This window comes from Nitrospirillum amazonense (assembly GCF_007828035.1).
Lineage (GTDB): Bacteria > Pseudomonadota > Alphaproteobacteria > Azospirillales > Azospirillaceae > Nitrospirillum > Nitrospirillum amazonense.
Genome location: NZ_VITV01000012.1, coordinates 38303 through 53779, shown reverse-complemented (window position 1 = coordinate 53779; position 15477 = coordinate 38303). Strand labels below are relative to the sequence as shown.

Sequence of the window (15477 nt, the reverse complement as noted above, 5' to 3'; positions counted from 1 at the left end):
GCTTAACCATCCTCAGCCGTGTTACACCCCTGGGGCTTTCCAGGGGCGGGATAATGGGATCCAGGCGCCCCTGGTCACAGGTCAGGAGAGAACGATGTCCGCCACGCAGACCCCCACACAGGACGCGACCCCCGTGGACACTCCTCTGGTTGAGACGCCCGCTTGGCAGGCGCTGGCCCGGCACCGCCAGGCGATGGACGGCGTGCACATGCGCGACCTGTTCGCCGCCGATCCGGAGCGGTTCGACAAATACTCCCTGAAGCTGGGCACCCTGCTGCTGGACTATTCCAAGAACCGGCTGACCGACGAGACCCTGCCCCTGCTGCTGGACTTTGCCCGCGCCCGCGACCTGGAAGGCTGGCGCGACCGTATGTTTGCAGGATCGCCCATCAACCTGACGGAAGGCCGCGCCGTGCTGCACACGGCCCTGCGCCAGCCCAAGGGCGCCACCGTGCTGGTCGATGGCCATAACGTGGTGCCGGACGTGCACGCCGTGCTAGACCGCATGGGCGCCTTCGCCACCGCCGTGCGGGACGGGGAATGGCGCGGCTGGACCGGCCAGCCCATCACCGACATCGTCAACATCGGCATCGGCGGGTCCGACCTGGGCCCCGTCATGGTGACCCAGGCGCTGACCCCGTACCACCACCCGCATCTGCAGGCCCATTTCGTCTCCAACGTCGACGGCACCCACATCGCAGAGGTGCTGAAGAAGGTAGACGCGGAGACGACGCTGTTCATCATCGCCTCCAAGACCTTCACCACGCAGGAGACGCTGGCCAACGCCCACACGGCGCGCGACTGGCTGTTGGCCCAAGGGGCGCCGGCGGAGGCGGTGGCCAAGCACTTCGTGGCCGTGTCGACTAACGCCAAGGAGGTGGCGGCCTTCGGCATCGATACCGACAACATGTTCGGCTTCTGGGACTGGGTGGGCGGCCGCTACAGCCTGTGGTCGGCCATCGGCCTGCCCATCATGCTGATGGTCGGCCCCGGCCGCTTCGCCGAGCTGCTGGCTGGCGCCCACGCGATGGACGAGCATTTCCGCACCGCGCCCCTGGCCGCCAACATGCCCGTGCTGATGGGTCTGATCGGCCTGTGGTACGTGAACTTCTGGGACGCCCAGTCCTACGCCGTGCTGCCCTATGACCAGTACCTGGCCCGGCTGCCGGCCTATCTGCAGCAGGCCGACATGGAAAGCAACGGCAAGGGCGTGGACCGCGACGGCCGGCCGGTGGACTATTCCACCGGGCCGGCGCTGTTCGGCGAGCCCGGCACCAATGGCCAGCACGCCTTCTACCAGCTGATCCACCAGGGCACGCCGCTGATCCCGGCGGATTTCCTGGCACCCGTCGAGACGCAGAACCCGGTGGGCCGCCATCACACCCTGCTGCTGGCCAACTTCCTGGCCCAGACCGAGGCCCTGCTGCTGGGCAAGACCGAGGATGAGGCGCGGGCCGAGCTGGCCGGCCAGGGCCTGGATGGTGAGGAGCTTGAGGCCCTGGTGCCGCACAAGGTGTTCACGGGCAACCGCCCAACCAACACCCTGCTGTTCCAGAAGCTGGATCCGCACACCCTGGGCATGCTGATCGCCCTTTATGAGCACAAGATCTTCGTGCAGGGCATCCTGTGGAACCTGAACTCCTTCGACCAGTGGGGGGTGGAGCTGGGCAAGCAGCTGGCCAAGGCCATCCTGCCGGAGCTGGAGGGGGGCGCCCGCCGGGGCCATGACTGCTCCACTGCCGGTCTCATCCGCGTAGTGCGCGAGGGTCTGCGCTGACCGCCGTGCGGGAAGGGAAGGCCGGACGTCCCCCTGGAGGTGCCCGGGGGCGTCCGGGCTTTCCCGTAACCACTTTTTTCCTACAGGCGTAAGCTTGCCGAGGAACGGCGGCGTATCCAGACTCCCTGGTATCGTCCGCCGGCAAGGTTGATGACATGGAAAGCGGCACGCGTGGCCTTGGTGGAACCGCCTCCGACCGACCGGGGGCGGTGCGCCTGACCCAGGAACAGCTGGACCTGGTGCTGAAGCGCCACGCCATGTTCCGTAACGCCAAGGTGGGTGGGGCCCGTGCCGTGCTGGCCCGCATGGACCTGTCGGGCCTCACCATGGCCGGCCGCGACCTCAGCCATGCCGACTTCACCCACGCCATCCTGCGCGATGTCGACCTCAGCGGTGCCTTGCTGGAATGCGCCACGCTGTTCGTCACCGACCTGCGCGGCGCCAACCTGCGCAACGCGCGGCTGGTGAAGGCCGATCTGCGCGGCGCCTGCCTGCGCGGGGCCGACCTGTCGGGTGCGGACCTGTTCGACGCCGACCTGCGCGACGGCACCCTGGCCGCCCGCGCCCGCGACGGCAGCCTGCAGATCATGAGCGTGGACCCCACCAATGCCGACCTGGCCGAGGCCAATCTGCGCGGGTCCAACCTGACCAATGCCAAGCTGTCGGGCTCGGTCGCCATGCATACCGACTTCACCGACGCCATCATGCGCAATGCCAAGCTGGTGCGCGCCAACCTGCGCCACGCCAAGCTGGACGGGACCAATCTGGAGGGGGCGGATCTGTCGGGCGCCGACGTGCGCGGCGCCAGCCTGCGCGGTGCGGTGCTGATCGGCACCGTCATGAACCTGACGGAGCTGGGCGGCGCCGACATGACCGGCGTGCTGACGGAAAAGCCGCAGGGCCGCCCGGCGGCGGAGCTGGGCCGCTCCATGGCCGAGCTGCTGAACCTGCACGCCACCTGGGTGTGCACAGCGGCCAAGGAGGGCATGGCCCTGGACCTCAGCGGCGTCGACCTGCGCGGGTCCGGCATCCTGTCGCGGGCCATGCTGACCCGGGGCGTGGGTCGCGGCGCCGTATTTTACGGCATGGACCTCACCGGTATCCAGATGCAGGTGGGCCAGTTCGACAACGCCGACTTCCGCACCGCCATCCTGGCGGAGGCGGACTTGCGCGGCGGCAGCTTCCAGGGCGCCAACTTCAACGCCGCCAACCTGCGCCACGCCACCTTGGATTACCTGCAGATCGATGCCGAGCGGCATGTGCGCACCAACCTGACCGGTGCCATCCTGCGCAACGCCGACCTCGGCGGCGCCCGCCTGCGCCGCATCCGCCTGGCCCAGGCCGACCTCAGCCACGCCGACTTGCGGGGCGCCGACCTCCGCGAGGCGGACTTGCGCGGCGCCAACCTCAGCGGTGCCCTGGTGCAGGAGGAACAGATGCGGGCCGTGGACTTCACCGGCGCCCGCGGCCTGCCCCGCACCTGGCACGTGCGCTATGTGGCGGATGAGTGAGCGCACCGGCGATTGAGGGACGGAGCAAGTGACCGCGCGCATTGCCCGCCGGCCCAGCCCCCCGCTACAATGCGACCATCATGCCTATCCGCCTGCTTCCTGAAACCCTGGTCAACCGCATCGCCGCCGGCGAGGTGGTGGAGCGTCCTGCCGCCGCCGTGAAGGAGTTGGTGGAGAACGCGCTGGACGCCGGCGCCCGCCGCATCGACGTCACCCTGCGCGATGGCGGCAAGGCCCTGATCCAGGTGGTGGACGACGGCGGCGGCATGACGGCCGAGGAACTGTCGCTGGCGGTGGAACGCCACGCCACCTCCAAGCTGCCGGGCGACGACCTGCTGAACATCCATACCCTGGGCTTCCGGGGGGAGGCGCTGCCCTCCATCGGCGCCGTCAGCCGCCTGACCATCACCAGCCGCCAGCCGGGCAGCGACAGCGCCTGGGCCCTGACGGTGGAGGGTGGGGCCAAGGGCCGGCCGGTGCCGGCGGCCCATCCGGTGGGCACCCGCATCGAGGTGCGTGACCTGTTCTACGCCACCCCGGCGCGGCTGAAGTTCCTGAAGACCACGCGGACGGAGACGGACCACGCCGTCGACGTGGTGCAGCGCCTGGCCATGGCCCATCCCGACGTCGCCTTCACCGTGGCGGACGAGGGGCGCACGCCCCTGCGCCTGCCGGCCCAAACCGCGACGCTCAACGGTGAGGATCCGCTGCTGGCCCGCCTAGGCGCCATCATGGGGCGGGAATTCCAGGAGAACGCCCTGCCCATCGACGCCCGGCGCGAGGGCGTGCGGCTGTACGGCCACATCGGCCTGCCCACCCTGAATAAGAACACCGCCGCCGGCCAGTACCTGTTCGTGAACGGCCGGCCGGTGCGCGACAAGCTGCTGCTGGGTGCCGTGCGCGGCGCCTATGCCGACTTCCTGGCCCGCGACCGCCATCCTCTGCTGGCCCTGTTCCTGGACATCCCGTGCGAGGACGTGGACGTCAACGTCCACCCGGCCAAGACGGAGGTGCGCTTCCGCGACCAGGGTCTGGTGCGCGGCCTGATCGTGGGGGCGCTGAAGCATGCGCTCGCCGGCGCCGGCCATCGCGCCTCCACCACCGTGGGCCAGGCGGCCCTGGCCAGCTTCCGCGCCGGCGGCGCCAAGCCCATCCCCCAGACCGCCTTCCAGTGGCAGCCGCAACCCCATGCCGGCGGTGGCGGTAGCTGGCCCGGCATCACCCGTCCCATCGCCGGGCAGGTGGAGGCCGCGCGCGCCTTCCAGGCGCCTGTCACCGCGTGGGAGGGCCCAGCGCCGGCAGCGCCCGCTTATCCGTCGTCGGTCCTGGCGGAGGCGCCGGCTTACGCCGACGCGGCCCCCGGCGCCATCAGTCCAGGCCCCCTTAGCCCCGGCTTGGCCACGGCGGTGGCGGCCCTGGCGCAGACCGATGCCGACGACGTGCCCGATTTTCCCCTGGGCATCGCCCGTGCCCAGGTGCACCAGACCTATATCGTCTCCCAAACCCGGGACGGTATGGTCATCGTCGACCAGCACGCGGCGCATGAGCGCCTGGTGTATGAGCGCATCAAGCAGTCCATGGTGGCCCAGGGCGTGAAGCGGCAGATGCTGCTGATTCCCGAGGTGGTGGAGCTGGAGGAGGCCGCGGCCGCCCGCCTGGCCGAACGCTCGGACGAGCTGGCGGAACTGGGCCTGTGCCTGGAATCCTTCGGCACCGGCGCCGTGGTGGTGCGCGAGATTCCGGCCTTGCTGGGGGCCAAGGCCGACATCAAGGCCCTGGTCACCGACATCGCCGATGAGCTGGCGGAACTGGGTGACCAGCACGCGCTGAAGGAAAGGCTGGAGGAGGTGTGTTCCTCCATGGCCTGCCACGGCTCCGTCCGCGCCGGCCGCGTGCTGACGGTGGGGGAGATGGACGCGCTGCTGCGCGAGATGGAGGCCACGCCCCACAGCGGCCAATGCAACCACGGCCGCCCCACCTATGTTGAGCTGAAGCTGGCGGACATCGAAAGGCTGTTCGGCCGGCGGTGAGGGACCTGCCTCATTCCAAACGAAAACGCCCGGAAGGCGGACCTTCCGGGCGTTTCGCATCGGCCGGTTGGCGGCCGAGCACTGCTTGGTGTTTCCTCTATCCCTGTTCGCCCGTCCGGTGTTTTCCCGGATTTGCGGGCGGCACTCTCACTGGAACGGCCGGTGGGGCCGTTCGAATTCTAAGACGGGTCAGCGCAGTTCCCAGGCGAATTCAACCTTCACCGGGGCGCCGGCGACGCTGGCGATGGGGTTCTGGCGCAGCCAGTTGAAGAAATCATCGAAGGGTAGGGCGGGACGCGCCACCACCCGGCGGCCGGACAGGCCGGTCGCGCGTTCGGAAAGGGTACGGGTCACCTGCTCGTACGCCACTTCCGGGACGCCGTGGGATACCGCGATGGCACCCGTGGCCGGATCCTCCACCTGGAAGGAATGGGCCCCGTTCCGGAACGCATAGGCAACCTGAACCGTGTCAACCCGACGCATGATTTCCACTCGGCTTCGCAAAACGGAACTTTATGTATCATGGGGGCGTGACATTGGAAAGGAAAAAACAGCGGACACAGAAATGACGCAACAGAACGTCGTTTTCGCATTCCGTTCGCCCTGCGGCACCCGCGTCCCGCTGTTTTTCCAAGGGTTTACCTATGAGGCGATAGAGTTATTCGATCACGAAGCGGGGGGCTGCCCGGCCGCCGCCGGCCTTGATCTTCTCCGCCACGCGGGCGGCGATGGCGCGATATGTGCGGGCGTGCACGCCGTCCGGCTGGTGGATGGTGATGGGCGTGCCGGCATCGCTGGTCTCGCGGATGGCGATGTCCAGCGGCACCTCGCCCAGGAAGTCGATGCCCAGCTTGTCGGCCTCGGCCCTGGCACCGCCGTGGCTGAAGATGTCGCTGCGGTGGCCGCAGTTGGGGCAGCAGAAATAGCTCATGTTCTCGATGATGCCCAGGACGGGCACGTCAACGCGGCGGAACATGTTCAGGCCCTTGCGGGCATCCAGCAGGGCGATGTCCTGCGGGGTGGAGACGATGACGGCGCCGGCCAGCGGCACGCTCTGCGCCATGGTCAGCTGGGCGTCGCCCGTGCCCGGCGGCATATCGACCACCAGCACGTCCAGCTCGCCCCAGTTGACGTCGCGCAGCATCTGGGTCAGGGCGCTCATCACCATCGGGCCGCGCCAGATCATGGGCGTGTCCTCGGCCACCAGGAAGCCCATGGACATGACCTTGATGCCGTAGTTGACCAGCGGGTCCAGGCGCTTGCCGTCGGCGCTGTCCGGCTTGCCGCTGAGGCCCATCATGCGCGGCATGGAGGGGCCGTAGATGTCGGCGTCCAGCAGGCCCACCTTCAGGCCATTGGCGGCCATGGCCAGCGCCAGGTTGGTGGAGGTGGTGGACTTGCCCACCCCACCTTTTCCTGAGGCGACGGCGATGATGGCGGCTACGCCGGGAACCCCGGCCTTGGGCTGCTTGCCGGCACCCGGCGCACCCGTTCCCGGGGCGCCGCCGCCGGAAACGGCCTTGGGGGCGGGGCGGTGGGCGGTCAGTACCGCCGTCACCGACAGCACGCCGGGCAGGCGGTCCACCGCCTTCTCCGCGGCCTGGCGCAGCGGCTCCAGCGCGGCACCCCGTGCCGGGTCGACCTCCAGGGTGAAGTGGACATGGCCGTCCTTCACCGCGACGCCGGAAACCATCTTGAGGCTGACGATGTCAGACCCGCGATCGGGGTCCGCCACCTGCCGGAGGGCCTCCAACACCTGGGACTCGGTAACCGCCATGATCAAACGCCTTCATCTTGTAAAGTGGGGGGCGGGGGGTCATATCGCCCGTGTCGGGCTTCCCTGCGAACGCCCGACTATATACGGTGCCGCCGAAATGGGGGGAAGCCCGGGGGAGAGATGGCCGCCATGGCGGCCATGAGGCCGCCGCCCTCTGTCTAGGGTGCCCTTCATATAGGGTATCGGTTTCCGAATAATCAGATCTTCCAAACAGATCTTGTGGGAAGCGGGAAAGGCGAACATGCCCTGGTCCAATCAAGGGTCGAACGGCGGCAACAACGGATCGGGGGATGGTCCCGGCAAGGACGCCCCCAAGGACAAATCCTCGGATAAGCCCGCCTCGGGCGGATCCGCCCCCCACAACCCCTGGGGCCAGAGCGAGGGCATCGCCGGCGGCTCGTCGTCGTCCAAATCATCCGCCGGCAAGCCCGGCTCCCGCCCCCAACCGGGGCTGGAGGACGCCGTGCGCCAGAGCGGAGAGCGCCTGCGCGTCCTGCTGGGCGGTGGCGGGGGGCGGAACGGCGCCGGTGGCCCAGGCGGGAATGGCCGGCCGCGAGGCGGCGCTCCCTCGGGCAGTCCCTTCACCTTGAACGGTTGGAGCACCGGCCGCGTCATCGGCGTGGGTGTGGCGGCGGTGGCGGCGCTGTGGCTGGCCACAGGTGTCTACCGCGTGGCGGCGGATGAGCAGGGCGTGGTCCTGCGCTTCGGCAAGCCGGTGCGGGTGGAACAGCCGGGCCTGCGCTATCACCTGCCGGCCCCCATCGAGCAGGTGCTGCTGCCCCAGGTCACGCGCGTGAACCGCATCGAGATTGGCTACCGCAGCCAGGGCGACGGCCGGCGCAGCGTCAGCGACCGCGACGTGGCCGACGAAAGCACCATGCTGACCGGCGACGAGAACATCGTCGACATCGACTTCGCCGTCTTCTGGGTCATCAAGGATCCGGCCAAGTTCCTGTTCAACATCCGCGAACCGGAAGAGACGGTGAAGAAGGTGGCGGAAAGCGCCATGCGCGAGATCATCGGGCGCACCGAGATCCAGCCGGCCCTGACCGATGCCCGCCAGCGTATCGAGAACGACAGCCGCCAGTTGCTGCAGACCATTCTGGACCAGTACCAGGCGGGTATCGAGATCACCCAGGTGCAGTTGCAAAGGGTGGAGCCGCCGCCGGCGGTGGTGGAGGCCTTCAACGACGTGCAGCGCGCCCGCCAGGACCGTGAACGCCTGCGCAACGAGGCGGAAACCTACCGCAACGACATCATCCCCCGCGCCCGCGGCGAGGCGGAGCGCCTGAACCAGGAGGCGCAGGCCTACCGCGACCAGGTGGTGGACCTGGCCCAGGGCGACGCCAAGCGCTTCCAGCAGGTGCTGGAGGCCTATGCCCAGGCCCCCGACGCCGCCAGCCGGCGCCTATACATCGAGACCATGGAGCAGATCCTGAAGGGCACCCACAAGATCCTGCTGGACGACAAGGCCGGCGGCGGCGCCGTGCCCTATCTGCCCCTGAACGACATGCTGAAGACGCCCACGCATCCCGCCACCCCGCCGGCCGCCCCGGCCGCGTCGGCCAAGTGAGGGGGACGGCATCATGGAAAAACGCTGGATCCTTCCCCTGGGCCTGCTGGTGCTGGCCGCCATCCTGCTGCAGGGCAGCTTCTTCACCCTCAACCAGACACAGCAGGCCCTGGTGCTGCAGTTCGGCGAGCCCAAGCGCGTGATCCGCGAGCCCGGCCTGTGGGCGAAAATCCCCTTCGTGCAGAACGTCGTGGTGCTGGACCGCCGGGTGCTGGACATCGACCCGCCGGTGGAAAGCGCCATCCTGGCCGACCAGAAGCGGCTGGAGGTGGACGCCTACGCCCGCTACCGCATCGCCGACCCGCTGATGTTCTTCCAGACCCTGGGCAATGAGCAGCAGGCCCGCCTGCGCCTGTCGGTCATCGTGAACTCCGCCATGCGCCGTGTCCTGGGTAACGTCGCCCTGCCGGCCGTGCTGTCGCAGGAGCGTGAGAAGGTCATGGCCGACATCAAGGGCCAGGTGAACCAGGAAGCGCAGCGCCTGGGCATCGAGATCGTGGACGTGCGCCTGCGCCGGGCCGATCTGCCGGAGCAGACCAGCCAGGCGGTGTTCGCCCGCATGCGCTCCGAACGCGAGCGCGAGGCGGCGGAGGCCCGCGCCCAGGGCCAGGAACTGTCGCAGCAGATCAAGAGCCGCGCCGACCGCGACCGCACCGTGCTGCTGGCCGAGGCGCAGCGCCAGGCCCAGATCACCCGGGGCGAAGGCGACAACCAGGCGATTCGCATCATGAATGAGGCGATCGGCCGCAACCCCGAATTCTACAGCTTCTATCGCAGCCTCCAGGCTTACCGCGACACGCTGAAACCCGACGACACCACCCTGGTGCTGTCGCCCGGCGCCGACTTCTTCAAGTACCTGGGCGCCAATGGGGGAGCCGGTGATCGCCGCCGGCCGGACAAATAAGACGCGCGATGGCAGGGAACCTAAGCTTTTGAATGATTTATGGACGGGGGCCGCGCTGGCCCTGGTGCTGGAGGGCGTGTGCTATGCCCTCATGCCCGGGACCATGCGCCGGCTGGCGGCGCGTATGGCCGAGACATCGGCGGAGCGCCTGCGCTGGGCGGGGTTGGCGGGGGCCTGCATCGGCGTCGGCCTGGTGTGGCTGGCGCGCCGCTAAGGGGACAAATCGGCGGCCCAATGCCCTATCCCCTTGCGATAACACGAGCCATTCCCCTTAACAGGCGCGACTTCACCCCCCTATAGTGGGGGCCCCGAAACGGGAACATGGAATGATGACGGGCGGATGCCATTTTTAAGGCGTCCCCCTGCCAGGAGTGGCCCCACAGTGACGTCCCCCGCCTTCACAGCATCTTCGCCGACGGCTTCCTCTGCCAAGAAGGAAGGGCTCCGCCGGTTCCCGGCCCTGCGCCGGTCATTGATGGTGCTGGGCGTCCTGCTGCTGCCCACGGCCTGCGGTGACCCCGCCCCCGCCCGGGCGGAGCCGCCCCCCCACAGCTTCGCGCCCCTGGTGGAAAAGATGCTGCCGGCGGTGGTGAACATCTCCACCACCCAGACGGTGAAGAACAAGAAGCAGGGGCAGTTGCCCATGCCTGAGTTCCCGCCCGGCTCGCCCTTCGGCGACTTCTTCCGCGACTATCAGCAGCGGCAGAAGGAGAATGACCAGGGCAGCGGTGACGACAAGGGCGGCGCCACCTCGCTGGGCTCCGGCTTCATCATCGACGCTTCCGGCTATGTGGTGACCAACAACCACGTCATCGAGGGCGCCGACGAGATCACGGTGCGTCTGCAGGACGACACCCAGATGAAGGCGACGCTGGTGGGCACCGACAAGGCCACCGACATCGCCCTGCTGAAGGTGGAACCGTCGTCCAAGCTGCCCGCCATGGTGTGGGGCAACAGCGACGCGCTGAAGGTGGGCGACTGGGTGGTGGCCATCGGCAACCCCTTCGGCCTGGGCGGCACGGTGACCGCGGGCATCATTTCCGCCCGCGGCCGCGACATCGGCGCCGGCAAGTACGACGACTTCCTGCAGACCGACGCCTCCATCAATCTCGGCAATTCGGGCGGCCCGCTGATCAACCTCAACGGCGAGGTCATCGGCATGAACACCGCCATCTTCTCCCCGGGTTCCAACGAGGGGGAGGCCGGGTCGGTCGGTATCGGCTTCGCCATCCCGGCGGTGGTGATCAAGAACGTGGTGCAGCAGCTGCGCGAGACCGGCAAGGTGCGGCGCGGCTGGCTGGGCGTGCAGATCCAGGACGTGACGCCCGACATCGCCGACACCCTGAACCTGAAGCAGCAGCGCGGGGCCCTGGTGGCCGTGGTCAGCCCCGGCGGGCCGGGCGAGCAGGCCGGCCTGAAACAGGGCGACGTCATCATCAGCATCGACGGCAAGGACGTCACCAACGGCCGCATGCTGCCCCGCATCGTGGCGGAGGAGCCGGTGGGCCATAAGGCGGCCCTGGTGGTGCTGCGCAAGGGCGGCAAGACCAACGTGACCGTGTCGCTGGGTGAGCTGAAGGAGGATACCGAGGGCGGGGCGGCGACCGCGGCCACCGGCAACGGGCCGGCCGAGGCCGAGGGCACCATCGACAGCGTGGGCCTGACCCTGGACGCGCTCAGCCCCAAGGTCCGGCAGAAGTTCAGCGTGCGCGACGATGCCCAGGGCGTGGCCGTGGTGCGCGTCGCCCCCAACAGCCCGGCCGCCAAGCGCGAGATCAAGGCCGGCGACCTGATCGTCGAGGTCGGCCAGGAGGAGGTCAGCACCCCCAACGACGTTGCGACCCGCGTGGCCAAGGCCAAGGACAACGGCCAGAAGGCGGTGCTGCTGCTGGTGGAACGCGCCGGCGACCTGCTGTTCGTGGCCCTGCCGCTGGAATAAGCCGCGCCGGACGTCAGCCGGCCACGATCTCGCTCTCGCGATAGCCCTGGGCGTAGAGCAGGGCCGTCAGGTCGCCGTGGTCCACCTTGGCCCGCGCGGCCGCCGCCACCGCCGGCTTGGCGTGGAAGGCGATGCCGAGGCCGGCGGCCAGCAGCATGGGCAGGTCGTTGGCGCCGTCACCCACGGTGACGGCGGCGGTCAAGGGCACGCGCCGCTGGGCGCAGATGCGGGTCAGGGCCGCGGCCTTGGAATCCTTGTCCAGGATGGGTTCCACCGGCTGGCCGGTCAGCTTGCCCTCCTGGATCACCAGGTCGTTGGCCTGGTCCTCGTCAAAGCCCAGGATGCCGCGCACATACGCGGTAAACGGCTTGAAGCCGCCGGACACCAGGGCGCAATGGGCGCCGTGCTTGCGCATGGTGGCGACCAGGGACTTGGCCCCCGGCATCAGGGTGACGATGCCCTTCAGGTCCTCGATCACCGCCGCGTCCATGCCGGCCAGCAGTGCCACGCGCTCACGCAACGCGCCCTTGAAGTCGATCTCGCCGTTCATGGCGCGGCGGGTGATCTCGGCGATGGTGTCGCGCCGCCCGATCAGGGCGCCCAGCTCGTCCAGCATCTCCTGGTGGATGATGGTCGATTCCATGTCGGCCACCAGCACGGCCTTGCGCCGGCCGGCCGACTCCTGCGTGATGGCGTCCACCGGCTGACCCAACAGGGCCTGGGCGCAGGCCGCCTGTGCCTGGTCGGGATGCAAGCCGGCGAAGGCGATGTCGCAGGCGCGGCCCGGGGCCAGCCAATCGGGCGTGCTGGTCTCCGCCCCCAGCGCCTGCAGGGCGGCGCGCGCCGCCCGGACCATGCTATCGTCCAGCGTCGCCGCCGCGGCCTCCGCCTCTGTCAGGGGGGCGCCGGCGATCAGGGTCACCACATGGGTCATGGCATGTCCGAAGGGTTTGAGGGGGCTTCCGCCGGTCTTGATACGGGGGGCGGAGGCGGCAGGCAAGACGCAGTGGGGCATCCGGCCCCTGCGATCAGTGCTGTTGCGGGCCCGGATCTTGTAACAAATGAACCCGAGGGGGCGCCCAAACTCGTTGTGGTGATCGGTGGGCCGACAGCTTCGGGCAAGTCGCGCCTGGCCCTGGACCTGGCGGTGCGCCTGGGCGGCACCGTCATCAACGCCGACAGCATGCAGGTGTACCGGGGTCTCGCCCTGCTGACCGCCCAGCCCGGCCCGGACGACCTGGCCCAGGCGCCCCACCGCCTCTATGGCGCCGTGCCGCCGTCGCTGCGCATGTCCGCCGCGCATTGGCGCGACCTGGCGCTGGCGGAGGTGCGGGCGGCCGAGCGGCCCATCCTGGTGGGCGGCACCGGCCTCTACCTGCGCACCCTCATGAGCGGCATCGCCGACATCCCCGCCATCGACGGCGCGGTGCGGGACCGGGCCAAGGCCCTGCATGCGGAACTGGGCGGCCCCGCCTTCCACCAGGATTTGGCGACCAGGGATCCGGAGGGGGCGGCCCGGCTGGCCCCCGGCGACACCCAGCGCCTGGTACGGGCGTGGGAGGTGGTGGTGGGCACGGGCCGCACCCTGGGGGAGTGGCAGCGCGCGGCGGAAGCCACGGCGCCGGCCGACCTGGCCTTCCACACCATCGTCGTCGACCCACCGCGCGACCGGCTCTACGCCAATGGCGACGCGCGCTTCCTGGGCATGATGGAGCGGGGGGCGTTGGACGAGGTGCGGGCCCTGCTGGATCTGGGCCTCGATCCCGACCTGCCGGCCATGAAGGCGCTGGGCGTGCCGGAGCTGGCGGCCCATCTTTCCGGTGCGCTGTCGTTGGATGAGGCGGTGGCCTTGGCGCAGCGCCACACGCGCAATTACGCCAAGCGACAGACCACGTGGTTCCGTCACCAAATGGCGGAAGCCCGCCGGGTTGATCCCGGTTTCAGTCAGACGCATACCGGTTATGAGAAATTAATCGAAAGTCTGTTGAGTGAAATCTTTGCGATAATTCGCAAAACCGGTTGACCCTAGGTACAGTTCCGTCTACGGTCCCGATCCGCCCGGCTTTCGCGTTTGCGAAGGGGGCTGGGGTATTCCCGAGCGGGTCCGGTGAGCGGGCCTGACGGGGTGACTGGAAACCAGGATTTTTGGGAAATGAGTGCTGCCACGAACGAGACCAGTCTGACCGGTGCCGACATCGTCCTGAAGGCGTTGCGGGACCAGGGCGTAGAGGTCATTTTCGGTTATCCGGGCGGTGCGGTACTTCCCATCTATGACGCGCTTTTCCAGCAGAACGATATCCGCCACATCCTGGTCCGCCATGAACAGGCGGCCTTGCACGCGGCCGAGGGCTATGCCCGGTCCACGGGCAAGGTCGGCGTCGTGCTGGTCACCAGCGGCCCCGGCGCCACCAACGCCGTCACCGGCTTGGCCGATGCGCTGATGGACAGCATTCCCATCGTCTGCCTGTCGGGCCAGGTCGCCACGCACCTGATCGGCAACGACGCCTTCCAGGAATGCGACACCACGGGCATCACCCGCCCCTGCACCAAGCACAACTACCTGGTGAAGGATGTCAACAACCTGGCGCGTACGCTGCACGAGGCCTTCTACGTGGCCAAGAACGGCCGCCCGGGTCCCGTCGTCATCGACATCCCCAAGGACGTGCAGTTCGCGGAAGGGGCTTACCGCTCCCCGGCCGACAGCATGCCCAAGAGCTATCGCCCGCAGGTGAAGCCGGACCTGAACCGGGTGGAAGAGGCCATCGACCTGCTGGCCAAGGCCAAGCGGCCCATATTCTACGTTGGCGGCGGCGTCATCAACGCCGGCCCCGTGGCTAGCCAGTTGCTGACCCAGTTCGTGCGCATGACGGGCTATCCCTGCACCACCACCCTGATGGGGCTGGGTGCCTATCCCGCGTCCGACCGGCAGTGGCTGGGCATGCTGGGCATGCACGGCACGTACGAGGCGAACCTCGCCATGCACGGCTGCGACGTCATGGTCTGCATCGGTGCCCGCTTCGACGACCGCGTCACCGGCAAGGTTTCGGAATTCTCGCCCAATTCGGTCAAGATCCACGTCGACATCGACCCGTCCAGCATCAACAAGAACGTCCGGGTGGACGTGCCTATCATCGGCGATGCCGCCCATGTGCTGGAGGACATGATCCGCATCTGGAAGGCGCGCGGCAAGCAGCCGGACAAGGCGGCCCTGGCCGAGTGGTGGGAGCAGATCGAGTTCTGGCGGGCGCGCGACTGCCTGCGCTACGACAAGACGCCCAAGATCATCAAGCCGCAGTACGCGCTGGAACGCCTGCGCGCCGCCATCTCCGGCCGGGACGACGTCTACATCACGACCGAGGTCGGGCAGCACCAGATGTGGGCGGCGCAGTTCCTGCCCTTCGACAAGCCCAACCACTGGATGACCTCCGGCGGTCTCGGCACCATGGGCTATGGCCTGCCGGCGGCCATCGGCGCCCAGGTGGCCCATCCCGACGCCCTGTGCATCGACGTGGCGGGCGAGGCCAGCATCCTGATGAACATCCAGGAAATGGCGACCGCCCTGCAGTACCGCCTGCCGGTCAAGGTCTTCATCCTGAACAACCAGTACATGGGCATGGTCCGCCAGTGGCAGGAACTGCTGCACGGCGGCCGCTACTCGGAAAGCTATTCCGAGGCGCTGCCCGACTTCGTGAAGTTGGCCGACGCCTTCGGCGGCGTGGGCCTGCGGGCGACCGAGGTCAGCCAGGTGGACGACGTCATCGCCGAGATGATCAAGGTGAAGCGCCCGGTCATCGTCGACATGTGCGTGGACCAGAAGGAAAACTGCTTCCCCATGATCCCCGGCGGCCGCGCCCACAACGAGATGCTGCTGGGCCCGGACGAGAAGGTGGAGAACGCGACGCCGGAGGACGGCATGGTGCTGGTATGAGCGCCGTTCCTCCCTTCGCCGCCACTTTCATCGCCTCG

Annotated in this window: 12 protein-coding genes; 9 read left to right on the top strand and 3 right to left on the bottom strand. The window is 68.6% G+C overall.

The features are described from left to right. Positions 1 to 94 precede the first annotated feature (94 nt). The 3 genes from pgi (at position 95) to mutL (ending at position 5318) form a co-directional block, all read left to right on the top strand. A complete protein-coding gene (gene pgi / locus FBZ87_RS24770) occupies positions 95 to 1777 on the top strand; it encodes a glucose-6-phosphate isomerase (RefSeq protein ID WP_186454963.1) in 1683 nt (560 codons plus the stop codon). Between the two features lie 155 nt (positions 1778 to 1932). After that, on the top strand, positions 1933 to 3288 hold the full coding sequence (locus FBZ87_RS24765; RefSeq protein ID WP_145613268.1) for a pentapeptide repeat-containing protein: 1356 nt from the start codon (positions 1933 to 1935) through the stop codon (positions 3286 to 3288). Between the two features lie 80 nt (positions 3289 to 3368). Further along, positions 3369 to 5318, top strand: a complete 1950-nt coding sequence (gene mutL, locus FBZ87_RS24760) for a DNA mismatch repair endonuclease MutL (RefSeq protein ID WP_145613267.1) — start codon at positions 3369 to 3371, stop codon at positions 5316 to 5318. A gap of 189 nt (positions 5319 to 5507) precedes the next feature. Here the strand turns inward: mutL and FBZ87_RS24755 are convergent, their stop codons facing one another. Both FBZ87_RS24755 and apbC read right to left on the bottom strand, forming a co-directional pair. Then, complete coding sequence (locus FBZ87_RS24755) at positions 5508 to 5801, bottom strand: hypothetical protein (RefSeq protein WP_145613266.1); 294 nt, start codon at positions 5799 to 5801, stop codon at positions 5508 to 5510. A 175-nt stretch (positions 5802 to 5976) separates the two neighbouring features. Next, positions 5977 to 7098: an iron-sulfur cluster carrier protein ApbC gene (gene apbC / locus FBZ87_RS24750; protein ID WP_145613352.1), complete on the bottom strand. Its 1122-nt coding sequence runs from the start codon at positions 7096 to 7098 to the stop codon at positions 5977 to 5979. A gap of 238 nt (positions 7099 to 7336) precedes the next feature. Between apbC and hflK the strand changes: the two genes are divergently transcribed. The 4 genes from hflK to FBZ87_RS24730 all read left to right on the top strand — a co-directional run bounded on the left by hflK (position 7337) and on the right by FBZ87_RS24730 (position 11511). Continuing rightward, positions 7337 to 8668 (top strand): FtsH protease activity modulator HflK, encoded by a 1332-nt coding sequence (hflK, locus tag FBZ87_RS24745; protein ID WP_342780933.1) that lies wholly within the window; start codon positions 7337 to 7339, stop codon positions 8666 to 8668. 13 nt (positions 8669 to 8681) lie between these two features. After that, positions 8682 to 9572, top strand: a complete 891-nt coding sequence (hflC, locus tag FBZ87_RS24740; RefSeq protein WP_145613265.1) for a protease modulator HflC — start codon at positions 8682 to 8684, stop codon at positions 9570 to 9572. A 28-nt stretch (positions 9573 to 9600) separates the two neighbouring features. Continuing rightward, positions 9601 to 9786: a DUF2065 domain-containing protein gene (locus FBZ87_RS24735; protein WP_145613264.1), complete on the top strand. Its 186-nt coding sequence runs from the start codon at positions 9601 to 9603 to the stop codon at positions 9784 to 9786. A 168-nt stretch (positions 9787 to 9954) separates the two neighbouring features. Continuing rightward, complete coding sequence (locus tag FBZ87_RS24730) at positions 9955 to 11511, top strand: DegQ family serine endoprotease (RefSeq protein ID WP_145613263.1); 1557 nt, start codon at positions 9955 to 9957, stop codon at positions 11509 to 11511. Positions 11512 to 11524: 13 nt separating this feature from the next. Here the strand turns inward: FBZ87_RS24730 and serB are convergent, their stop codons facing one another. Beyond that, positions 11525 to 12445, bottom strand: a complete 921-nt coding sequence (gene serB, locus FBZ87_RS24725; protein WP_145613262.1) for a phosphoserine phosphatase SerB — start codon at positions 12443 to 12445, stop codon at positions 11525 to 11527. Between the two features lie 159 nt (positions 12446 to 12604). On the opposite strand from serB, the gene miaA reads away from it, so the two are divergent. After that, positions 12605 to 13534, top strand: a complete 930-nt coding sequence (gene miaA, locus FBZ87_RS24720; RefSeq protein WP_342780932.1) for a tRNA (adenosine(37)-N6)-dimethylallyltransferase MiaA — start codon at positions 12605 to 12607, stop codon at positions 13532 to 13534. A 129-nt stretch (positions 13535 to 13663) separates the two neighbouring features. Next, the gene (locus FBZ87_RS24715) at positions 13664 to 15439 is read left to right on the top strand and encodes an acetolactate synthase 3 large subunit (RefSeq protein ID WP_145613260.1); all 1776 of its coding nucleotides are present in this window, start codon (positions 13664 to 13666) and stop codon (positions 15437 to 15439) included. Positions 15440 to 15477 lie beyond the last annotated feature (38 nt).